The 21,174-nt window shown below is 71.5% G+C and carries 20 protein-coding genes, 1 tRNA gene and 1 other RNA gene; 7 read left to right on the top strand and 15 right to left on the bottom strand.

What is annotated here, in order from left to right:
- Positions 1-25 precede the first annotated feature (25 nt).
- On the top strand, positions 26-1,321 hold the full coding sequence (locus tag AC4BDD_RS13620) for a cytochrome P450 (RefSeq protein WP_490691266.1): 1,296 nt from the start codon (positions 26-28) through the stop codon (positions 1,319-1,321).
- 20 nt (positions 1,322-1,341) lie between these two features.
- On the opposite strand, the gene AC4BDD_RS13625 is transcribed toward AC4BDD_RS13620, so the two are convergent.
- Positions 1,342-2,187, bottom strand: a complete 846-nt coding sequence (locus tag AC4BDD_RS13625) for a methyltransferase domain-containing protein (protein ID WP_490691267.1) — start codon at positions 2,185-2,187, stop codon at positions 1,342-1,344.
- A 62-nt stretch (positions 2,188-2,249) separates the two neighbouring features.
- Here AC4BDD_RS13625 and AC4BDD_RS13630 point away from each other — a divergent pair, with 62 nt between their 5' ends.
- On the top strand, positions 2,250-4,097 hold the full coding sequence (locus AC4BDD_RS13630; RefSeq protein WP_490691268.1) for a S9 family peptidase: 1,848 nt from the start codon (positions 2,250-2,252) through the stop codon (positions 4,095-4,097).
- Here the strand turns inward: AC4BDD_RS13630 and AC4BDD_RS13635 are convergent.
- The 10 genes from AC4BDD_RS13635 to ffs form a co-directional block, all read right to left on the bottom strand.
- Positions 4,033-4,872, bottom strand: a complete 840-nt coding sequence (locus tag AC4BDD_RS13635) for an SURF1 family protein (protein ID WP_490691269.1) — start codon at positions 4,870-4,872, stop codon at positions 4,033-4,035. The two genes, AC4BDD_RS13630 and AC4BDD_RS13635, sit on opposite strands and share 65 nt — an antisense overlap.
- 165 nt (positions 4,873-5,037) lie before the next feature.
- Complete coding sequence (locus AC4BDD_RS13640; RefSeq protein WP_490691270.1) at positions 5,038-6,258, bottom strand: hypothetical protein; 1,221 nt, start codon at positions 6,256-6,258, stop codon at positions 5,038-5,040.
- Positions 6,255-6,914, bottom strand: a complete 660-nt coding sequence (locus tag AC4BDD_RS13645; RefSeq protein WP_490691271.1) for a SigE family RNA polymerase sigma factor — start codon at positions 6,912-6,914, stop codon at positions 6,255-6,257. Before AC4BDD_RS13645 ends, AC4BDD_RS13640 begins: the two co-directional genes overlap by 4 nt.
- 303 nt (positions 6,915-7,217) lie before the next feature.
- A complete protein-coding gene (locus AC4BDD_RS13650) occupies positions 7,218-8,294 on the bottom strand; it encodes an aspartate-semialdehyde dehydrogenase (protein WP_490691272.1) in 1,077 nt (358 codons plus the stop codon).
- Positions 8,291-9,562, bottom strand: a complete 1,272-nt coding sequence (locus AC4BDD_RS13655) for an aspartate kinase (RefSeq protein ID WP_490691273.1) — start codon at positions 9,560-9,562, stop codon at positions 8,291-8,293. The genes AC4BDD_RS13650 and AC4BDD_RS13655 overlap by 4 nt, the downstream gene beginning before the upstream one ends.
- A gap of 256 nt (positions 9,563-9,818) precedes the next feature.
- The gene (locus AC4BDD_RS13660; RefSeq protein ID WP_490691274.1) at positions 9,819-10,514 is read right to left on the bottom strand and encodes a DUF5063 domain-containing protein; all 696 of its coding nucleotides are present in this window, start codon (positions 10,512-10,514) and stop codon (positions 9,819-9,821) included.
- The gene (recR, locus tag AC4BDD_RS13665; protein ID WP_490691275.1) at positions 10,507-11,106 is read right to left on the bottom strand and encodes a recombination mediator RecR; all 600 of its coding nucleotides are present in this window, start codon (positions 11,104-11,106) and stop codon (positions 10,507-10,509) included. The genes AC4BDD_RS13660 and recR overlap by 8 nt, the downstream gene beginning before the upstream one ends.
- 100 nt (positions 11,107-11,206) lie before the next feature.
- On the bottom strand, positions 11,207-11,545 hold the full coding sequence (locus tag AC4BDD_RS13670) for a YbaB/EbfC family nucleoid-associated protein (protein ID WP_490691276.1): 339 nt from the start codon (positions 11,543-11,545) through the stop codon (positions 11,207-11,209).
- Between the two features lie 360 nt (positions 11,546-11,905).
- Complete coding sequence (locus tag AC4BDD_RS13675) at positions 11,906-14,473, bottom strand: DNA polymerase III subunit gamma and tau (RefSeq protein ID WP_490691277.1); 2,568 nt, start codon at positions 14,471-14,473, stop codon at positions 11,906-11,908.
- A 173-nt stretch (positions 14,474-14,646) separates the two neighbouring features.
- Positions 14,647-14,741, bottom strand: an RNA gene (gene ffs / locus AC4BDD_RS13680) — signal recognition particle sRNA small type.
- Between the two features lie 111 nt (positions 14,742-14,852).
- Here ffs and AC4BDD_RS13685 point away from each other — a divergent pair.
- Positions 14,853-14,937, top strand: a tRNA-Ser gene (locus AC4BDD_RS13685).
- Positions 14,938-15,011: 74 nt separating this feature from the next.
- Here AC4BDD_RS13685 and AC4BDD_RS13690 read toward each other — a convergent pair.
- Positions 15,012-15,584: a GNAT family N-acetyltransferase gene (locus AC4BDD_RS13690; protein ID WP_490691278.1), complete on the bottom strand. Its 573-nt coding sequence runs from the start codon at positions 15,582-15,584 to the stop codon at positions 15,012-15,014.
- Positions 15,585-15,639: 55 nt separating this feature from the next.
- Between AC4BDD_RS13690 and AC4BDD_RS13695 the strand changes: the two genes are divergently transcribed.
- Positions 15,640-16,239, top strand: a complete 600-nt coding sequence (locus tag AC4BDD_RS13695; RefSeq protein ID WP_490691279.1) for a TetR/AcrR family transcriptional regulator — start codon at positions 15,640-15,642, stop codon at positions 16,237-16,239.
- A gap of 233 nt (positions 16,240-16,472) precedes the next feature.
- Positions 16,473-17,360, top strand: coding sequence for an SGNH/GDSL hydrolase family protein (locus AC4BDD_RS13700; RefSeq protein WP_490691280.1), 888 nt, complete (start codon positions 16,473-16,475; stop codon positions 17,358-17,360).
- Between the two features lie 62 nt (positions 17,361-17,422).
- Here AC4BDD_RS13700 and AC4BDD_RS13705 read toward each other — a convergent pair whose 3' ends face one another.
- Both AC4BDD_RS13705 and AC4BDD_RS13710 read right to left on the bottom strand, forming a co-directional pair.
- On the bottom strand, positions 17,423-18,061 hold the full coding sequence (locus AC4BDD_RS13705; protein ID WP_490691281.1) for an NAD(P)-dependent oxidoreductase: 639 nt from the start codon (positions 18,059-18,061) through the stop codon (positions 17,423-17,425).
- Positions 18,062-18,125: 64 nt separating this feature from the next.
- Positions 18,126-19,073, bottom strand: a complete 948-nt coding sequence (locus tag AC4BDD_RS13710; protein WP_490691282.1) for an EamA family transporter — start codon at positions 19,071-19,073, stop codon at positions 18,126-18,128.
- Positions 19,074-19,161: 88 nt separating this feature from the next.
- On the opposite strand from AC4BDD_RS13710, the gene AC4BDD_RS13715 reads away from it, so the two are divergent.
- Positions 19,162-19,662: a MarR family winged helix-turn-helix transcriptional regulator gene (locus AC4BDD_RS13715; RefSeq protein WP_490691283.1), complete on the top strand. Its 501-nt coding sequence runs from the start codon at positions 19,162-19,164 to the stop codon at positions 19,660-19,662.
- A 47-nt stretch (positions 19,663-19,709) separates the two neighbouring features.
- Here AC4BDD_RS13715 and AC4BDD_RS13720 read toward each other — a convergent pair whose 3' ends face one another.
- Complete coding sequence (locus AC4BDD_RS13720; protein ID WP_490691284.1) at positions 19,710-20,378, bottom strand: TetR/AcrR family transcriptional regulator; 669 nt, start codon at positions 20,376-20,378, stop codon at positions 19,710-19,712.
- A gap of 78 nt (positions 20,379-20,456) precedes the next feature.
- Between AC4BDD_RS13720 and AC4BDD_RS13725 the strand changes: the two genes are divergently transcribed.
- Positions 20,457-21,092 carry an NAD(P)-dependent oxidoreductase gene (locus AC4BDD_RS13725; RefSeq protein WP_490691285.1) on the top strand — a complete coding sequence of 212 codons (636 nt, stop codon included), beginning with the start codon at positions 20,457-20,459 and terminating at the stop codon, positions 21,090-21,092.
- Positions 21,093-21,174 lie beyond the last annotated feature (82 nt).

Raw genomic sequence — 21,174 nt, forward strand, 5'->3', positions numbered from 1 at the left:
GGCCGACGGCAGGCAATATTGCGCCATGTCGAATCTCCGCTCCAACATCGTCGCCTGGCTCGGGCGCAAATACTTTTCGCGACTTCAGCGAAACGGCCTGGACCTGTCCAAGATGTCGTTCTTGCCGGAGTCGACGCTCATGCCGCTGCGCCGCGAGGGCGTCAGCCCCGTGCCCGCGCTGGCCGCTCGGCGCGCCAAGGAACCGATCAGCAAGCTTTCTCTGCCTTTCGGCATGAATGGCTGGCTTGTCACCGGACACGCCGAATGCAAGGCGATACTCGGCAAGGCCGGTGACTTCAGTACGGATTTCGCCAATCTCGCGGGAAATGCCGGGATTTCGGCGCAGCAGAACCCGGGCGGCCTCGGCATGAGTGACCCACCGAACCACACCCGGCTGCGGCGCCTGCTCACCCCGGAGTTCACGATGCGCCGCCTGAACAGGCTGACACCGCGCATCCACTCCCTGGTGGAGGAGCGCCTCGACGCGATGGCGGCGGCCGAGGGGCCGGTGGACCTGGTGCAGGAGTTCGCCTTCCCCATCCCCTCCCTCGTCATATGCGAGCTGCTGGGCGTGCCCTACGAGGACCGCGAGGAGTTCCAGCGGCTGAGCACGGCCCGGTTCGACCTGTTCGGCGGGGCCGGCGCGCCCTTCGGGGTGATATCGGACTCGCTGTCCTACCTGCGGGACATCGTCAAGAAGCAGCGCGAGAACCCGGGAGACGGGCTGCTGGGCATGATCGTGCGCGAACACGGCGACGCCATCGACGACGAGGAACTCACGGGGCTGGCCGACGGCGTGCTGACCGGCGGCCTGGAGACCACCGCGAGCATGCTGGCGCTGGGCACCATCGTGCTGCTCCAGCACCCCGAGCACTTCGCGGCGCTGTGCGAGGAGGACGCCGACGTCGACGGCTTCGTGGAGGAGCTGCTGCGCTATCTGACCGTCGTCCAGGTGGCCTTCCCGCGCTTCGCCAAGGAGGACATGGAGATATCCGGCACCCGGATCTCCCGTGGTGACTTCGTGCTCTGCTCGCTGAGCGGAGCCAACCGGGACGAGGCGCTGGGCCCGGACATGGAGCGCTTCGACCCGCACCGCGCGGGCCCGTCCCACCTCGCCTTCGGACACGGCATCCACCGCTGCATCGGCGCCGAGCTGGGACGCATGGAGCTGCGCGCCGCGCTTCCCGCGCTCGTCCGCCGCTTCCCCGAGATGAGCCTGGCCGTCGAGCCGGAGGAGCTGTCGTTCCGGAAGCTGTCCATCGTCTACGGCGTGCAGGCGCTGCCGCTGCACCTGGAGAAGCAGGCCCAGCCGGTCTCCTGAGAGCAGGCCCAGCCGGTCTCCTAGGCGCGGGCCTGAAGGGGGCGGGTGGCCTTCAGCGAGTACATCAGGGGCACCCGGGGACGGTCCTGCGGCAGCCGGAAGTAGCCGTCCTCCGCCCTGTGCAGCGACGCGAAACGCCGGAAGAGCGTCACGTCGTGCTCGTGCAGGAAGTCGATGCGCAGCCCGGCCGCGGCGAGGGCGGAGACCACGTCACCGAGCGGATGCTGCCACTGGTAGGAGCGGTTGTCCGTGGTGGCGGCGTCCAGATCCGCGTACGAGCCGGGCGTCTCGTCGATCCACGGCTCGCGGTTGAAGTAGTCGTAGGCGATCCGGGTGCCGGTCTCGTCGTCGAGGGCGTCGGCGACCGGGTGGAACTCGGCGAGGTAGAGAAAGCCGCCGGGCCGCACCAGATGGGCCGCGGTCTCCGCCCAGCGGCGGATGTCGGGCAGCCAGCACAGCGCGCCCACCCCGGTGTAGACGATGTCGTACGCGGAGTCGGGCACGGCCTCCGCGGCGTCGTAGACATCGGCTGCCACGAACGAGGCCCGATCCGGGCCGAGGCCCAGGTCGGCGGCGAGGTCGCGGGCGGTCTCGACGGCCGGTTCGGAGAAGTCCAGCCCGACGACGTGGGCGGCGCCGCGCCGGGCCCAGGAGAGGGTGTCCAGGCCGATGTGGCACTGGAGATGGAGCAGCGTGCGGCCGGTGACGTCGCCGACCTCCGCCACCTCGAAGTCGCGGAGGCTGTCCTCGCCCCGCCGGAAGGCGTCGAGGTCGTAGAAGTCGCTCGCGACGTGTATCGGGACGCGGCCGTCCCACATCGCGCGGTTCGCGTCGCGCCAGTCGTCGCCAGGCGCAGGTCTGTGCATGTGCCGGAGGTTATCCACAGGTCTGGGGTGAGACCAGCGGGTTGTGGGCGCGTCGGCGCAGAATGGGGGGCATGGCTGAGAGCACAGGGTCCGTTCCGGACTGGGAAAAGCGCTTCCGGGCGCCACGCGTGGGACTGCCGGACTGGGCGGAGGACGCCCCGGACCGTTCGCTGTTCGTGTCGAACGCCACCGGCACCTTCGAGTTGTACGCCTGGGACCGCGCCACCGGCGCGCAGCGGCAGGCGACCGACCGGCCGAACGGCACCACCAGCGGCCTGCTGTCCCCGGACGGCGAGTGGATCTGGTGGTTCTCCGACACCGACGGCGACGAGTTCGGCGTGTGGATGCGGCAGCCGTTCGCAGGGCCGGCCAAGGGCGATGGCGGCTCGGGCGAGGACGGCGTGCGGGGGGACGAGCCGGCCGCGCCGGGGCTGGAGCCCTCCTATCCGGCCGGGCTGGCGCTGGGCCGGGACGGCACGGCGGTCGTCGGCCGGTCCACGGACGAGGACGGGTCCACCATCCATGTGGTGGCTCCGGGCGGCGAGCCGCGGGAGATCTACCGGCACCGCGAGTCGGCGGGCGTCGGCGATCTGTCGTACGACGGCACGCTGCTGGCGATCGAGCACACCGAGCACGGCGACGCGATGCACTCGGCGATACGGGTGGTGCGCCTGGACGGCACCACGGTCGCCGAACTGGACGACACCAAGGGCGGTACCGAGGAGCTGGGGCTGGCGGTCATGGGCTTCGCTCCGGTCGCCGGTGACGCGCGGCTGCTGGTGGGGCACCAGCGCCGTGGCCGGTGGGAGCCGATGGTGTGGAATCCGCTGACCGGCCAGGAGACGGCGCTCGCCATCGACCTGCCGGGCGATGTGGGCGCCGAGTGGTATCCGGACGGCTCGGCGCTGCTGGTCGAGCACAGCTTCCAGGCGCGCAGCGAGCTGTGGCGGTACGACCTGGCCACCGCCGGGCTCACCCGGGTCGACACGCCGGCCGGCACGGTCTCCGGGGCGACGGCCCGGCCGGACGGCACGGTCGAGTTCCTCTGGTCGTCGGCCGCCGAGCCGCCGCAGGTGCGGTCCACCGACGGCCGGGTGGTGCTGGATCCTCCGGGCATGAAGGCCCCTGAGTCAGTGCCGGTGACGGATGTCTGGGTGGACGGGCCCGGCGGGCAGGTGCACGCCCTGGTGCAGCGGCCCGCGGGCGAGGGCCCCTTCCCGACGGTCTTCGAGATCCACGGCGGCCCCGCCTGGCACGACAGCGACGCCTTCGCGGCCGGGCCCGCGGCCTGGGTGGACCACGGCTTCGCGGTGGTCCGGGTCAACTACCGCGGCTCCACGGGGTACGGCCGGGCGTGGACGGACGCGCTCAAGCACCGGGTCGGGCTGATCGAGCTGGAGGACATCGCGGCCGTCCGCCGGTGGGCGGTGGAGTCGGGGCTGGCGGATCCGGAGCGGCTGGTGCTCGCCGGCGGCTCCTGGGGCGGGTATCTGACCCTGCTGGGGCTCGGTACCCAGCCGGAGGTCTGGGCGGTCGGCCTGGCGGCGGTGCCGGTGGCCGACTACGTCACCGCCTACCACGACGAGATGGAGGCGCTCAAAGCGCTGGACCGGACCCTGTTCGGCGGCACCCCGGAGGAGGTGCCGGAGCGGTTCACCGCCTCCTCGCCGCTGACCTATGTCGACCAGGTGCGGGCCCCGGTCTACATCTCCGCCGGCGTCAACGACCCCCGCTGCCCGATACGCCAGGTCGAGAACTACGTCGACCGGCTGGCCGAGCGCGGCGCACCGCACGAGGTCTACCGGTACGACGCCGGGCACGGCTCGCTCGTCGTCGAGGAGCGGATCAAGCAGCTCCGGCTGGAGATCGAGTTCGCCCGGCGTCATCTGAGCCGTCCGGGTCCGGCGTGAGGCCGAGCGCCTGGTCGCGGGCGATCTCGGCATCCCGGCGGTACAGACGGATCCACATGAAGACGACGAACCCGGCGAAGACGAACCACTCGCCGGTGTAGCCGAGATTCTGGAACGCCTTGAGGTCCAGTCCGGTGCCCGGGGCCGCGGCCGGGGGCACCGGACGCAGGGCCCCGGGCGCCGACGCGGAGGTGATCCACGCGTCATGCACCTGATACGGCACCAGGTTGACCAGTGACGCCGCGCTGATCATGCCCAGCTGCCCCTTCGGCAGGCCGCCGCCCGCCTGGGCCCCCTCGGTCCCCTGGTTCTCCGACGGCTGCAGCGCGCCGGTCACCGTCACCTCACCGGACGGCGGCGCGGGGACCTCGGCCACGTCCGCATGGGAGTCGGCATCCCCCGGCAGCCAGCCACGGACGACCGGCACCGCCTTGCCCGCGCCGGATCCGCCGGTGCGCAGCGGGGTGAGCACATAGAAACCGGTGCGGTCGTCCAGCCGGCGATCGGGGACGAGCATCTGGTGCTCGGCGTCGTAGCGGCCGGTGACGGTGACCTGCCGTCCGGAGGTCTCCTTGGTGACCGGCAGCAGGTCCAGCAGCGGCTCGGCCGCCACCTTCCCGGCGTCGTCGGCGTGCTTCTGCTGTTCCTTGTGCGAGTCGACGCGATCCTCGAAGCGGCCGAGCTGCCAGCTGCCCATGACGAGACACACCGGGATGGCCAGCGCGACGAAGACATTGATCACCCACCAGCGGGGCGTCAGCAGAAACCGATGCACCCCACCACGGTACGGGCCGGCCGCGCCACTACCGCACCGACCCCCGGCCTTGAGCTGTGGGGGTGCCCTGGCCTGCGCGTCTTGGGGTGGGGCCGCACCGCCCCCTCTGCGGCGCGGCCCCACCACAAGGCAGGGGTGGCGGTCAGCCCGCCAGGCAGGGGCCGGTCAGCCCGCCAGCACACCGGTGCGGTAGACCGTCCCGGCGCACGCGTTCGGCACCGTGGTGCTCGCGGCTACCGGGTCACCGGCCGCCGGGGTGTAGCTGAGCAGGACGCTCGCCTCCGGCTGCTCGGAGCCGCCGCTGCCGCCCGACTCGCCGCCGGTGTCGGTCCCGCCGGAGGCCGGCGGGTCTTCCGGCGCGGTGCCCTCGCCGTCCTGGGTGGGGGCGGGCGTGGGCGTGGGCCCGGTGGTGGTGCACCCGGAGGTGCCGCCGCCCGCCTCCGGGATCCAGGCGAACCGGACCTCGAAGGCCTGGCCGGGCTGGAGGATCAGCTGGCTGGGCGCGGTGGACGGGTCGGGCAGCTGGCCGGCAGCGTCCCCCGAGGTGTGGTCGACCACCGAGATCCGGGTGGCGTCGGCGCCGCCCTGGGCGCTCGCGCTCACCGCGCCCGCCGCGTCCACGGTGCAGGCGCTGTCGGAGACGTTCAGGACCCGGAAGGAGCCGTAGACGTTGCCGTTGGCGTCGGCCGGGCCGGCCGAGGCGCTGCCGCCGTCGAGCTGGGCTCGGGTGCACAGGGGCGAGGTGGCGATCAGGGTGCTGGACGGGTCGGGGTCCGGCACACCGGGGCTGCCCTTGGGGTCCTTGCCCTTGTCGTGCTTGCCCTTGTCGCCCTTGTGCTTGTCGCCCTCGTCCTTCTCCCCCGGCTTGGCGGGCTTGCCGGTCTCCTCGGTGCCGCTGCCCTCGCCGTGCGCGCCGCCCTGGGCACCCGGGGTGCGTCCGCTGCTGGCCGTGTTGGCGGCCCGGTCGCTGGAGGAGCCGCCGGTGGTGGCGACATGCACCAGGGCGGGCAGCGCGGCGCCGCCGAGCACCAGGGCTGCCACGGCCCCGACCAGCGCCTGGCGCCGCCGGGTGCGGCGGGCCGGGACGGCTCGGCGCAGATGGTCCAGGGTCCCGGGGGCGGGTTCGAGGTCGCCGACCGCACCGCGCAGCAGCTGCCTCAGGGCCTGCTCGTCGATGACTCCGGCCGGGGGGCCGGCGGTGCCGCCGCCGGCCGGCGCGTCGCCCTCGACGGAAGCGCCCTCGGCGGGCACGTCCTCGACCGGAGCGCTCTCGGCCGGAGCCTCCTCGGTCCGGGGTTCCTCTGTGTGAGCATCCTCGGACGGAGCGTCGTGCTCATGCCACTTGCCGGAGTCTTCCGGGCCCGGCTGGTTGTTCTTGTGATTCATGCCGGAGCCTCCATGGCGACGCGAAGCGCCGCTATGCCACGCGAGCCGTACGCCTTGACCGAGCCGAGTGATATGCCGAGGGTTTCCGCGACCTGCGCCTCGGTCATGTCGGCGAAGTAGCGCAGCACGAGGACCTCGCGCTGACGGCGCTGCAGCCCCCTCATCGCCTTGATCAGCTGGTCGCGCTCCAGCTGCTCGTACGCCCCCTCTTCGGCGCTCGCCATGTCGGGCATGGGCTTGGAGAGCAGCTTCAGTCCGAGGATGCGGCGACGCAGCGCGGAGCGGGAGAGGTTGACGACGGTCTGCCGCAGATAGGCGAGCGTCTTCTCCGGGTCGCGGACCCGGTTGCGCGCCGAGTGCACGCGGATGAAGGCCTCCTGCACGACGTCCTCGCAGGACGCGGTGTCGTCCAGGAGCAGCGCCGCGAGACCGAGCAGCGACCGGTAGTGGGCGCGGTAGGTCTCGGTGAGGTGATCGACTGTGGTGCCCACGGCCATCGCGTCGTCAGTTTCCCCGCGCTGCGAAGGAATCTGCGCAGGGCGTGTGGCCGACCACGGCGCGATCACCGGCATTCCGCCTGACGTGCGGGAACGCGAGGGGTGCAATGCTGCGCGACCCGGCCTGGGGGCCGTTGCGATGCCGAATACCTCTGCCACGCCTGTTGGACACGCTTCCCCCCGCCAGGGTTGTACGCGGGAGGCACAGCTTTTGACCATGAATCAAATGCCCCCATGCGCACCAGCTCTTCCTTCATGCACGATATGGATCCATATGAATCGAACCCACCCATACGGCTCGATTTAGCCACCACCCGCGAAGGGCGGCTACAAAGACGCCCCCCGCCTCGCTGCCAGTTGCAGCAAGGCGGGGAGCGCATCGTCGAACAAATGGTCTGCCCAGTTCAAGTGATACAGGTCATCGTAGTGGTCACATAATCTCCACACGACAACGAGCCATGCTCATGAACCCTCGGCGAGATCACGCGCGACAAGCTCGGCGATCTGCGCGGTGTTGAGCGCCGCGCCCTTGCGCAGATTGTCGCCGCAGACGAACAGCTCCAGCGCGCAGGGGTCGTCCAGCGAGCGACGCACCCGCCCCACCCAGGTCGGATCCGTGCCCACCACATCGGCGGGGGTGGGGAACTCACCCTGGGCCGGGTCGTCGCACAGCACCACGCCCGGCGCGGTGGCCAGGATCCGGTGCGCCTCCTCGACGGTGACCTCGTTCTCGAAGCGGGCGTGCACGGCCAGCGAGTGCGTGGTGACCACAGGGACCCGCACACAGGTCGCGGTGACCGGCAGCTGCGGCAGCCCGAGGATCTTGCGCGACTCGTTCCGTACCTTCAGTTCCTCCGAGGACCAGCCGTCCTGCACCAGCGAGCCGGCGAACGGCACCACGTTCAGTGCCACCGGCCCCGGGAAGGGCCCGGTGTCGCCGACCGCCCGCCGCACGTCTCCGGGCTGGTTGCCCAGTTCCCTGCCGGCGACCACGGCGATCTGCCGGCGCAGGGTGTCCACGCCTTCCTTCCCCGCCCCGGAGACCGCCTGGTACGAGGAGACGATCAGCTCGCTCAGCCCGAATTCGGCGTGCAGCGCGCCGACGGCGACGATCATCGACAAGGTCGTGCAGTTCGGGTTGGCGATGATGCCGCGCGGCCGCACCCGGGCGGCGGCGGAGTTCACCTCCGGCACCACCAGCGGCACATCCGGATCCATCCGGAAGGCGGCGGAATTGTCGACGACCACCGCACCCTTGCTCGCCGCGATCGGCGCCCACCGCGCGGAGACGTCGTCCGGCACGTCGAACATCGCGATGTCGACGCCGTCGAAGACGTCCTCGCTCACCGCGACGACCTCGACCTCCTCACCCCGGACGGTCAGCTTCCGGCCGGCCGAGCGGGGCGAGGCGATCAGCCGGATCTCACCCCAGATGTCCGCATGCTCGGAGAGGATGCCGAGCATGACGGTGCCGACCGCGCCGGTCGCGCCGACCACCGCGAGGGTCGGGCGACCGGCTCGGCCGGCAGGGGTGTTCATCGACCGGTCCCTCCATAGACGACGGCCTCGTCGCTGTCGGAGTCCAGACCGAAGGCGGTGTGCACGGCGCACACGGCGTCCTTCACGTCATCGGCGCGGGTGACCACCGAGATGCGGATCTCGGAGGTCGAGATCAGCTCGATGTTCACCCCCGCGTTCGCCAGCGCCTCGAAGAACGACGCGGTGACGCCCGGGTTGGTCTTCATACCCGCGCCGACCAGCGAGATCTTCCCGATCTGGTCGTCGTAGCGCAGCGAGTCGAAGCCGATGCCGGCCTGGGCCTTGGTCAGCGACTCCATCGCCCGGTGCCCGTCGGTCTTCGGCAGGGTGAAGGAGATGTCGGTCAGTCCGGTCGACGCGGCGGAGACGTTCTGCACCACCATGTCGATGTTGATCTCGGCGTCGGAGATCGTACGGAAGATGGCGGCGGCCTCGCCCGGCTTGTCCGGAACGCCGACGACCGTGATCTTCGCCTCGGAGGTGTCGTGGGCGACACCGGAAATGAGGGCCTGCTCCACCTTCTGGTCCCCTTGCGGCTCGTTGCTGACCCAGGTGCCGCGCAGCCCCGAGAAGGACGAGCGGACGTGGATCGGGATGTTGTAACGACGTGCGTACTCGACGCAGCGGTGCAGCAGCACCTTCGAGCCGGAGCTGGCCAGCTCCAGCATGTCCTCGGACGAGATCCAGTCGATCTTGCGGGCCTTCTTCACGACCCGGGGATCGGCGGTGAAGACACCGTCGACATCGGTGTAGATCTCGCACACCTCGGCGTCCAGCGCGGCGGCGAGGGCGACGGCGGTGGTGTCGGACCCGCCCCGGCCCAGCGTGGTGATGTCCTTCTTGTCCTGGGACACACCCTGGAAGCCGGCGACGATCGCGATGTTGCCCTCGTCGAGAGCGGTGCGGATGCGGCCCGGCGTGACATCGATGATGCGCGCTTTGTTGTGGACCGAGTCGGTGATGACACCCGCCTGGCTACCGGTGAACGACTGCGCCTCGTGACCGAGGTTTTTGATCGCCATCGCCAGCAGCGCCATGGAGATCCGCTCTCCGGCGGTCAGCAGCATGTCGAACTCGCGGCCGGCAGGGATCGGGGATACCTGCTCGGCGAGATCGATCAACTCGTCCGTCGTGTCGCCCATCGCGGAGACCACGACGACCACCTGGTGGCCGTTCTTCTTGGCTTCCACGATCCGCTTGGCGACGCGCTTGATGCCTTCGGCATCAGCAACGGATGAGCCTCCGTACTTCTGCACGACAAGGCCCACGTGCGCTCCTCGCAACTTAGTAAAACGGTCGACTCAGTCTATCGAGCGGCCGGAATATGCCCTCCGGTTATCGCATGGTGAGACAGGCGCTCACCTCGTGAAATCGGCGGGAGGCACCCTGCGCGCCCCGCCCCGCTCAGCTCGACCCTGCCCGCTCCCCACCCCAGCACACGGAAACGTAAGCCAGCTCACAGCCGCCCGGAGACGCGAAGAGATGAAGGGCCTTCGCCGGGACTGGGGCCCCGGCCGCGGGCGGTCAGCCCTCGGCCCGAGACTCCAGGCCCAGCGGCCCCTGGCTCCCCAGGCCCAGCGGTCCCGCGATCTCCGCGGCCATGACCTTCCCGGCCTCCTCGGCCAGGGCCTCGTCACCGCCGTCCGCGCCGTTGTCCGTGTCCAGGCCGTCCAGCTCGTCCAGCGGGCTGTTGAGGCGGACGTGCGCGACCAGCGACTGGAGCGCGCGCAGGGCGGCCGAGGCCGTCGGGCCCCAGTTCGACAGGTAGGAGAACTGCCACCACCACAGCGCCTCGGTGATCCGCCCGTTCCGGTAGTGCGCCATGCCGTGCCGCAGGTCGGTGATGATGTCGGCGAGGTCGTCGGAGATCCGGCACGCGACGGGCGCGGTGCGCGGCACATACGGATCGAAGACCTCGGAGTAGACGTCGACCGGGTCGAGCAGCCGGGCGAACCGCTCCCGCAGCTCGTCCACGTCCGGCTCCGGGCCGACGTCCGGCTCGTACCGCTCGTCGGGGACGATGTCCTCGTGCGCGCCCAGCCGCCCGCCCGCCAGCAGCAGCTGCGAGACCTCCAGCAGCAGGAAGGGCACGGCGCTGTCCGGCTCGTCACCCTTCGCGACCTCGGTGACCGCGACGATGAAGCTTTCGATCTGGTCGGAGATCTGGACCGCGAAGTCGTCCGGGTCCTGGTGGCTGTCGTGCAGCGTTGCGTCAGACATCGAGAAGTCTTCTCCCTTCGAAGGCCCGCCCCAAGGTGACCTCGTCGGCGTACTCCAGATCGCCCCCGACCGGCAGGCCGCTGGCCAGGCGCGTGACCTTCAGACCCATGGGCTTGACCATCCGCGCGAGGTAGGTGGCGGTGGCCTCCCCCTCCAGATTGGGGTCCGTGGCCAGGATCAGCTCGGTGACCGTGCCGTCGGCGAGCCGGGCCAGCAGCTCCCGGATCCGCAGATCGTCCGGGCCCACGCCGTCGATCGGGCTGATCGCCCCGCCCAGCACGTGGTACCGGCCGCGGAACTCACGCGTCCGCTCGATCGCCACGACGTCCTTCGGCTCCTCGACCACACAGATGACGGCCGGATCGCGCCGGGGGTCCAGGCATACCCTGCACTGCTCGGACTCGGCGACGTTTCCGCAGACCGAGCAGAACCGCACCTTCGCCTTGACCTCGGTCAGCGCGTGCGCGAGGCGGCGGACGTCGGCCGGCTCGGCCTGCAGGATGTGGAAAGCGATCCGCTGCGCGCTCTTGGGACCGACGCCGGGCAGCCTGCCCAGCTCGTCGATGAGGTCCTGGACCACGCCTTCGTACACGGAACGCTCTCTCCCTAGTCCTGCTTCGCTTCTTCTCTTCTTCTTCTCTTCGCTTCGTCGCTCTGCCTCAAGGCCCGCGTCGGCCCCGTCGGCGGAAGGATCAGAAGGGAAGCCCCGGAATGCCACCGCCCAGGCCCTGGGCGAGCGGACCGAGCTTCCGCTGCTGGAGCTCCTGCGCCGAGTGGTTGGCGTCCCGGACCGCCGCGACGATCAGGTCGGCGAGGGTCTCGGTGTCCTCCGGATCCACGGCCTTCGGGTCGATGACCAGACCCTGCAGCTCACCGGCTCCGGTCACGGTCGCCTTCACCAGCCCACCACCGGACGAACCCTCGACCGGCGTGCGGGCCAGCTCCTCCTGCGCCGCGGCAAGATCCTGCTGCATCTTCTGGGCCTGCTGAAGCAGCTGCTGCATATTGGGCTGGCCACCACCGGGGATCACGAGCGCGCTCCTGGCTGTCGACGGACGTTCGGTTCTTTCGATAGCCCGAGCCTACGTGCTCACCCGGCACCCCGCGCTACCCCCGTAGGGAGGAGTACGCGCGAGTACGCGCGTACGCGCCCCGACCGGATCCGCACCCGCCCCGCTCGCCTCCGACGCCCACCCGACCGCCCCGGCACGCCACCTCCCACGGCGACGGTGGCACCCCTCGCCAGTAGCCGGCGCCTCGCCGGTGACGGGCTCGTCCCGGTGACGCACTCCTCGCGGGTGACGGGCTCCTCGCGGATGACGCGCTCCTCACCGATGAGGCGCACTCGTCGGCGACGCTCCCCGACGGCGGCACTCCTCACCGGGGAGGCGCTACTCGTTGGTGATCTCCTCGATCACCGTCGCGCCGAGCTCCCGCACGATCAGGTCGTGGCCGCTCAGCGCGGTGTCGTCCAGGTCCGGATCGTCCTCGTCGGGGATGTCGTCCTCGGGAGCGACCGGCGGCGGCTGCGGCTCCCGGTACGCCGGGGCGGGCGCCGGAGCGGCCGGCGGTGCCGCGGGCGCGGCCGACGGCGCGGGCGCCGGGGCAGACCGACCGGCTGCGGCTCCCGGCGCGGCCGAGGCGGCCGGCCCCGGGCCCGCAGGGGCACCACCGAAGCCGCCAGAGCCACCGGCACCGGCCGGCGTACCGCCGAAACCGCCACCAGCCCCCGGTCCACCCGGCCCGCCCGGCCCGCCCGGCCCGCCCGCACCACCGAAACCACCGGGACCACTCGGTGCCCCCGGTCCCGCGAAGCCACCGGGGCCGGCCGACTGGCCGGAACCGCCCGAGGGATCGATGATCGCCTCGATCCGCCACTGCACGTGGTACTGCTCGCTCAGCGCCTGCCGCAGCACCTCCTCGCTGCCGCCGTTGGCGAAGCTGTCCCGCGCACCGGCATTGGAGAAGCCGAGCTGGAGGGTGGTGCCGTCGAACCCGGCGACGGTGGCGTTCTGGCTGAGCAGGATCCACGTGAAACGTCGGCGGTTCTTGACCGCCTCCAGGATGTCCGGCCACATCTGCCGCACCTGCACGGCGCCCTGAGCAGCCGCCTGCGAGGGCTGGGCCGTCCGGGGAGTGGTGGCCCCCGCCGCCCCGGAGGGCTGGCTCGTCTGAGGTGCCGAGGCCCCGCCCGCCGGACCGCCCGCCGGCTGCCCCGCGGCTGCGGGCGGCGCGCCCTGACCCGGCGCGGCGGCCGACGGCCAGCCTCCGGGCCGCCGTCCCTGCGCCGCATCCACCGCGTCCGCCGCGTCCTGCCCAGCAGGGGCCACGCCGCCACCGGCACCCGGACCGGGGGCGGCCGCGCCTCCCTGCCCCGGGGCGACCGCCGCGGGCCAGGCACCCGGCGCGCTCCCGCCGCTACCCGCTCCATCCTGACCACCGCCAGGCGCACCAGCAGACGCGTCGGCACCCGCGCCCGCCGGCCAGGCACCCGCCCGCTGGCCATTCGCCGTGTCCACCGGCGCGGCAGCGTCCTGAGCCGCACCCGCGCCCGCCGGCTCCCCGGCAGCGCCCGACGCTCCCTGCGGCGCACCCGAACCCGCGCCCGACCCCGGAGCCGCGCCCGCACCGGCCATCGCGGCGCGCGCGGCGGCCGGCCCGGACGGGCCACCCACCGGCGCGTGCGCGTCCGGCCCCGGCACGTATCCCATGGCGGGCCCCGGCACCGCGGCGCCAGGCAGCACCCCGCCCGCCGCCGGGCCACCACCGAGCGCCCCGCCGCCGGCCAGGCCACCCGCCAGAGCGCCCCGCTCCAGCCGGTCCAGCCGCGCCTGCAGCGACCGCTCGTCGTCGAACGCCGCGGGCAGCAGCACCCGCGCGCAGATCAGCTCCAGCTGGAGCCGCGGCGAGGTGGCTCCCCGCATCTCGGTGAGGCCCTCGTTGACCAGGTCGGCCGCCCGGCTCAGCTCCGCCGCGCCGAACACCGACGCCTGGGCCTGCATCCGCTCGATGACATCCACCGGAGCGTCGATCAGCCCCTTCTCCGCCGCGTCCGGCACCGCCGCGAGGATCACCAGGTCGCGCAGCCGCTCCAGCAGGTCCGCGACGAAGCGCCGAGGGTCATTGCCCCCCTCGATGACCCGGTCGACCACCTCGAAGGCCGCCGCGCCGTCCCCGGCCGTGAACGCGTCCACCACGGAGTCCAGCAGCGCCCCGTCCGTATAGCCGAGCAGCGAGGTCGCCATGGCATACGTCACACCGTCCTCGGCGGCACCGGCGAGCAGCTGGTCCATGACCGACATCGAGTCACGCACCGACCCCGCCCCGGCCCGCACGACCAGCGGCAGCACGCCGTCCTCGACTGGGATGGCCTCCCGCTCACACACCTCGCCCAGGTACTCGCGCAGCGTCCCGGGCGGCACCAGCCGGAACGGGTAGTGGTGGGTACGCGACCGGATGGTGCCGATGACCTTCTCCGGCTCGGTGGTCGCGAAGATGAACTTGAGGTGCTCCGGCGGCTCCTCGACCACCTTCAGCAGTGCGTTGAAGCCCGCCGAGGTGACCATGTGGGCCTCGTCGATGATGTAGATCTTGTACCGGCTGGAGGCCGGCCCGAAGAACGCCTTCTCCCGCAGCTCACGGGCGTCGTCCACACCACCGTGCGAAGCGGCGTCGATCTCGATGACATCGATCGACCCGGGCCCGTTGCGCGCCAGGTCCCGGCAGGACTGGCACTCCCCGCAGGGCGTCGGCGTCGGCCCCTGCTCGCAGTTCAGGCAGCGAGCGAGGATGCGCGCGCTGGTCGTCTTGCCGCAGCCGCGCGGACCGCTGAACAGATACGCGTGATTGACCCTGTTGTTGCGCAGCGCCTGCTGCAACGGGGTGGTGACATGCTCCTGCCCGATGACCTCGGCGAAGGTCTCGGGACGGTAGCGGCGGTAAAGCGCGAGGGACGACACGCCTACGACGATATCGGGACCCACCGACAAGTGGCCTCGGTCACAGACTCCGCCCCAGCCCCAGCAGCCCCACCCGGCGACCACCGACCACCAAGATCCCCGGCCGACCGCCGGAACATCCTCGACATCCCCGGCCGGCCCGGCGACCCCGCTCGGCCACCCGCCCCGCCAACGCAAGGGCCCCCCACGCACCCGCCAGAGCCCACTTACCCTTGCTGCCTTCCGGCCCTGGGGGAGTTCGGTGAGATAGCGCCACGTGAGGGGCTGGCCCCCACCCTAGCCGATCGCCGGCCGTGCTGGGACACCCCCCACCCCCCGCACCCACCCCCTCAGGGAACGGGTTCGCGAGCACTGCTTCTGGTCTTGTATTGTTTGCGGCGGAGGATTCGCCTAGTGGCCTAGGGCGCACGCTTGGAAAGCGTGTTGGGGGCAACCCCTCACGAGTTCGAATCTCGTATCCTCCGCCGGCAGAAGGCCCGGCCCGCGACAGCGGCCGGGCCTTCGTCGCTTTTCCGTGACGGAGGTGGCCACCGGGCCCTCAGGCGGAGATTTCGGTCGGTCGGGCAGGACGGGTCGGCCATTCCTCGGCCAGGACGGACCAGATCTCCTTGTCGTGGCGCACGCCCCGGTACGGATAGCTCTGACGCAGCACCCCGTCCCGGGTCATGCCGAGTCGGCGGGCGGCTTCGATGCTGCGGGTGTTGCCGGATGAGACCCGCCACTCGACGCGGTTCATGCCGCGCTCCCGGAAAGCCCAGTCGATCAGGGCGCGGGAGGCCATGGTGACCAGTCCGCGGCCTTCGCCGGCGGCCTCGAGCCAGCAGCCGACCTCGCAGACCCCCGAGGAGGCGTCGAAGGTGGCGAACATGACGCCGCCGACCAGCGTGCCGTCCAGCCAGATGCCGTAGATCCGGGCGGCGTCGTTGGCCTGCCGGTCGGCGTACCGCTGGAGGACGGCCGTCGCCGAGGCCAGGTCCGTGCTGAGCGTCGCCCAGGGTATCCACGGGTCCACGGTGGGGCGGGCACGGTCGATGTGGGCGAGGAATTCCTGCGCCTGCCAGGGCTCCAAGGGGCGGAGCTGGGCGTTGTCGGCGAGCGGGAGAGCGAACACGGGGGCCTCATCTCTGCGAGGTACGTAACGAGCGTTCGGTATGTAAAGTAGCAGCATGCCGCCAGCACCCGGAGACCGTGAAGCCCGCCGCGAGGATGTATCCCAGGCGGTGTGGCAGGTGCTCGCCGACAAGGGGTTCGGCGGACTGACCCTGCGCGCCGTCGCCGCCACCATGGGCGTGTCCACGGGCATGCTCATGCACTACTTCCCGACCAAGCGGGCCCTCGTCGCGCACGCCTTGGACCTGCTGGAGAAGCGCACCGCGGAGCGCCCCCGACGTTCACGCCCCATCGAGGGCCTGGCCGCGCTGCGGGCGATGCTGCTGGACGTGCTGCCGCTGACCGCGGACGACACCGCCCGCAATCGCATCTGGGTCAGCTCCTGGGACCTGGCGCTGGCCGACGAACGCCTCGGCGCGGACCAGGCCGACCGCTACACCCGCATGCGCTCGGCGATCCGTCCGCACCTGGAAGCAGCCAGCCGCCTGGGCGAACTGCCCGCCACCGCCGATCCGGAGCAACTCGCCGCCTCCGCCGTCGCGTTCACCCATGGGCTGGTGGTCCAGGCCCTCTTCGACCCCGACCGGTTCCCCCCGGACGTCCAGACCGCCATGCTCGACGACTTCCTCGCCGCGATCGCGGCCAGCTCCGACTGACCCGTTCCCGCCCGGATCCCCGCCCGTCGCCCGCCTGACGCCGGGCGACGGCGGCTCTGACCACGGGTGTTGTGACGGGTCACAACACCACGGGCGAATCTCCGTTCGTCGTCCAAGACGAAACCATTGGGCTGTGCATCACTCTGGGCTACGAGCCGCATCCCTCCAGGAAATCCGTGGCTCCCCCCATGTCCGGATTCGCCCTGCGGGGTGCAGGTTCAAGGAGAACGCTGATGTCGCAGAAGCCGATGCGCGCATTGGTCCGCAGCCTGGCGGCGACGGTCGCCGCGGCCGGAACGGCAGTCCTCGGGCTCTCCGTTCCGGCGGAGGCCGACACCGCGGAGCCCTCTTCCTATGTCGCGCTCGGCGACAGCTACAGCGCCGCCTCCGGCGTGCTGCCGCTCGACTCCTCCGCCCCCCTCCTGTGTCTGCGCTCCAGCAAGAACTATCCGCACGTCATAGCCGACGCCATCGGCGCGGAGCTCACCGACGCGACCTGCGGCAACGCCCAGACCAAGCACTTCACTCAGTCGCAATACCCGGGTGTCGCACCGCAGTTGGACGCTCTCAGCAGCGACACCGAGCTGGTCACGATGACGATCGGCGGCAACGACAACAACACCTTCATCGGCGCGATCGTCGCCTGCGGTGCGGCCGGCTCTCTCACCCTCGGCCACGGCAGCCCGTGTAAGAACACCTTCGGCAGCCACTTCGACGACCAGATCGACGCCAACACCTATCCGGCGGTGAAGGCCACCCTGCAGGCCGTGAAGGCCAAGGCCCCGAACGCGCGGGTGGCCATACTCGGCTACCCGTGGATCCTGCCGGCCGAGGCGGAGTCGGGCTGCTTCTTCAAGATGCCGGTCGCCTCGGGAGACGTGCCCTACCTGCGCAACCTCCAGTCGCACCTGAACCAGGTCATCGAGCGGGCCGCCGACGAGACGGGTGCGACCTTCGTCGACCTGTCCGCCGCGTCCGACGGACACGACGCCTGCAAGCCGGCCTCCACCCGCTGGGTGGAGCCGGTGCTCTTCGGCACCAACTTCGTGCCGGTGCACCCCAACGCCGAGGGCGAGTCGCAGATGGCCACTCGGACGCTCGAGGCCCTGAACCTCGGCTGACCCGGGGGCTCCGCGCTGACGATCGACAGACCGGGCCGCGACCTGAGACCGGCAGCCGGTGGTCAGTAGGCGACGGTGAACCTCGTGCGGTGGTGCTTCGGCAGCTCGGCCTCGTCCAGAAGCGCCACCGCCAGGTCCTCCATGGAGATCGCCGAATTCCCCGCGGCGTCGACCAGCAGCTCGTCGGCACCCAGTCGGTACGTCCCGGTGCGTATACCCGGTTCCAGGAGAGCCGGCGGGCTCACATAGGCCCAGTCCACCTCCCCATCGGCCCGGCAGAGCGCGAGCTGCTCGGTGCAGGCCCGCGCGATGCCCCGCCAGTCGTCAGGGAATTGCGGGTCGTCGACCACCGTGGCGCCGCCGCCACCAGGCAGTGTCAGGGTGGCGGCGCCGCCCACGACCAGCAGCCGGATGCCGGTCCCGGCGAGCCCGGTGAGCAGTGCCTCGGTGGCCGCGACAAGCTCGCTCTCCTGGCCGGGCGCCGGGCGGGTCGCGGTGATCACCAGATCGTGCCCCGAACTCAACTCGGCGACGTCCGCAGGGCTCCGGGCATCGCCGCGGCGGATCTGGGCGGCGTCGGGCACCCCATCGGCCCGGGCCGGATCGCGGACGACGGCGGTCACCTCATGGCCCCGGGACAGTGCTTCGGTCACCACACGGCTACCCACATTCCCGGCCGCTCCGAAGACGACGATACGCATCACTCTCAGCTCCTTCTGGATCAATTGACGGTCAACTGTCGATCAGCCGGCGATCGGTCGGTGATCACTCGGCCTTTGCCGGAATCAACTGGTGCTCATCGGCGGGCCGGTGGTCCACCGATCGCGCAACGGGTGCGGCAACACCCCCGCGCGGGCCGGGCGCGGGCCGGAGCTGCGCGGCGACCAGGGCGCCGAGGACGATCGCCCCGCCCAGCGCCTGCACGGCGGTGAGCTGCTGGTCGAGCGCGAGCCAGCCGAGCGTGGTGGCGACCACCGGACTCAGCAGCCCGAGGAAGGTGACATCGGTCGGCGGCAGGGCGCGTATCCCCCGGAACCACAGGGCGTAGGCGAGGGCGGACCCGATGACCGTGAGGTAGCCGTAGCCCGCCAGATTGCCGGCGCTCAGCGACTCGGGCGGCGGGCCCTCGACCAGCAGCGCGACCGGGAGCAGCAGCAGGCCGCCGGCCACGAGCTGCCATCCGGTGGTCGCGAGCACCGGCGCGGGCGACACCCACCTCTTGCTGAGGACGACGCCGGTGGCCATGACGACCGCACCCCCGAGGGCCGCGGCGACCCCGAGCGCGTCCAGCCGCGCCTCGGCCCGCAGGACCAGCAGGCTGACGCCCGCCACGCCCGCGAGCCCGGCGACCGCGGTCCGCCAGGAGAGCCGCTCGCCGAGCAGACCGGAGGCGAGACCGGCTACCAGGAGAGGCTGGATGGCGCCGACGGTGGCGGCGACCCCGCCGGGCAGGCGGTAGGCAGCGATGAACAGCAGCGCGAAGAACGCCCCGATATTGAGGGCTCCGAGCACGAGGGCGCGCCACCACCAGATACCGCTGGGCAGACGGCGGGTCAGCGCGACCAGCAGCAGCCCGGCGGGCAGGGCGCGCACCACCGCGGCCAGCAACGGACGGCCTGGCGGCAGCAGTTCGGTGGTGACGAGGTAGGTGGAGCCCCAGATCGCAGGGGCCAACGCGGTCAGCAGGATGATCCCGACTCGATTCCTTAGCACTAAGACAATGTATCTCAGCGCTAAGGAACATTGCTAGGGGTTCGGGCAAATCTGTCTCAGCACTAAGGCATCCGCTAGCCTGAAGGACGTGACAGATCATGTGGACCGGGTGCTGGAGCAGTGGGGCACGCAACGCCCCGACCTGGATGTCTCACCGATGGCGATCATCGGTCGGCTCTCCCGGCTCTCCCGGCTGATCAGCACCGAACTGCACCGAACCTTCGCCGAGCACGGACTCGACGCCGCGTCGTTCGACGTACTGGCCACGCTGCGCCGCAGTGGGCCGCCGCCTCACCACATGACGCCCACCGAACTGATGCTCTCCGCGATGGTCACCTCAGGGGCGATCAGCCAGCGCCTGGACCGCCTCGAGGCGCGCGGCCTGGTGACCCGCGCCTCCAACGCCTCTGACGGCCGCAGCGTGCGGGTCGCGCTCACCGATGAGGGCCGCGAACTCATCGACCGGGCGCTGCCCGATCACGTCGCCACCGAGGACCGGTTGCTCGGGGTGCTCGGCGGGTCGGAGCGCGGCGCGCTCGCCGACACGCTGCGCAGCCTGCTGGAATCACTCGGCGACACGGTGGACTGAGACCGTGGACTGAGTCCGCCCCGGACCACCGGGGACCGGACCGACGGTCAGGAGACCCCTTGGGCACCGCGCCGGCGCGGGCCGGCGCCCTCGAGCAGCGACCGCACCGCCTCCGTCACGAACTCCTCCTCGCTCTCCGGGCGCAGCGCCCCCGCCGGTGCCTCTCCGGCGAAGAAGAGGGTGAGGAACGCCCGGTGGAAGCAGGCGCCGAGGAGCAGCCCGGCCGCGGACGAGGGGTCGATGGTCGGCGAGATGCGGCCCAGCTGCTGCTCCGCGCACAGATACCCGGCCAGGTGGTGGGTCACCTGATGCGGGCCGGCGTCCTGGTCGATCTTGCGCCGGTGCGCGGTCAGCAGGTCCTGGCTGGCGAAGAGGGAGGCCGCCATCGGGAAGACCTCGCGGTAGAAGTCCAGGGCCTCCCGGGCCACCCCCTCGAGGTGCTCGGCGACCTCCCCCTGGCCCGCGCGGCCGGAGAGTTCGGCCAGCGCGTCGGACAGGCGTGGCCCGCGTTCGCGCAGCACAGAGATGCAGATCTCTTCCTTGTCGCGGAAGTGCTTGTAGAGAGCCGCCTCCGAGCAGCCCGCGGCCCGGGCGATCTCCTTGGTGGTCGTCCGGGTCAGGCCCACGGTGTTCATCAGCCCGGCGGCGGCGTCCAGGATCCGCGCGCGGGTGCGGGCGCCGCCCGTCAGGGGCGGTAGGGCGGCATCTGACGTCATGGTCGGAGTGTAGTTGACAGTGGGTGAATACTCACCAACACTGGTGAGTGAGTCCTCACTCACCATTCGGGGGGAGCCATGAAGCTCACCGTTCTCGGCGCCACCGGCGGCGTCGGGCGGCATCTCGTCGCACAGGCGCTGGCCGACGGACACCAGGTGACCGCGGCGGTGCGCGATCCAGGACGGCTGCCGCTGCGTCACGTGAACCTCAGGGTGTTGCAGGCCGACGCCCTGGACGCCACCTCCCTGAAGGCGGTCGTGGAAGGCGCGGACGCCGTGCTGTCCGGCATGGGCGCCGCCGGCCGCAAGGACCCGCTGAAGCCGGCCTCCACCTCGGCCCGAGCCGCCGTGGAAGCGATGACGGCGGTCGGTGTGCGGCGGATCCTGGTGGTGAGCGCCGGTCCTCTCAACCGCGCCGGAACAGGTCAGTCCGCCATGGTCCACCGGGTGGTCACACCGCTGCTGTGGGCGTTCCTCGGCGAGCTGTACACCGACCTGCAGCGGATGGAGCGGATTCTGCGGGACAGCGATCTGGACTGGACGGCGGTACGGCCCCCGCGACTGCTCAACAAGCCGGGCACGGGGCGCTACCGTCGCACGGACGAGTCGGGCCCGGTCGGCAGCTCGGTCCCGCGCGCCGATGTGGCACGAGCCATGCTGGACTTCCTCGAAGACCGGCAGACCTTCGGCCGGGTGGTCGGCGTCAGCAGCTGACGGTGGCCGTGCGCCGCCGGCAGACGCGCCCGGCCCCGCCGGGGCCCGGACTCGCCGGGGGCTCCCCGCCGCACACAGCGGC

The sequence above is a fragment of the Streptomyces sp. JLBT605 genome (assembly GCF_058215555.1).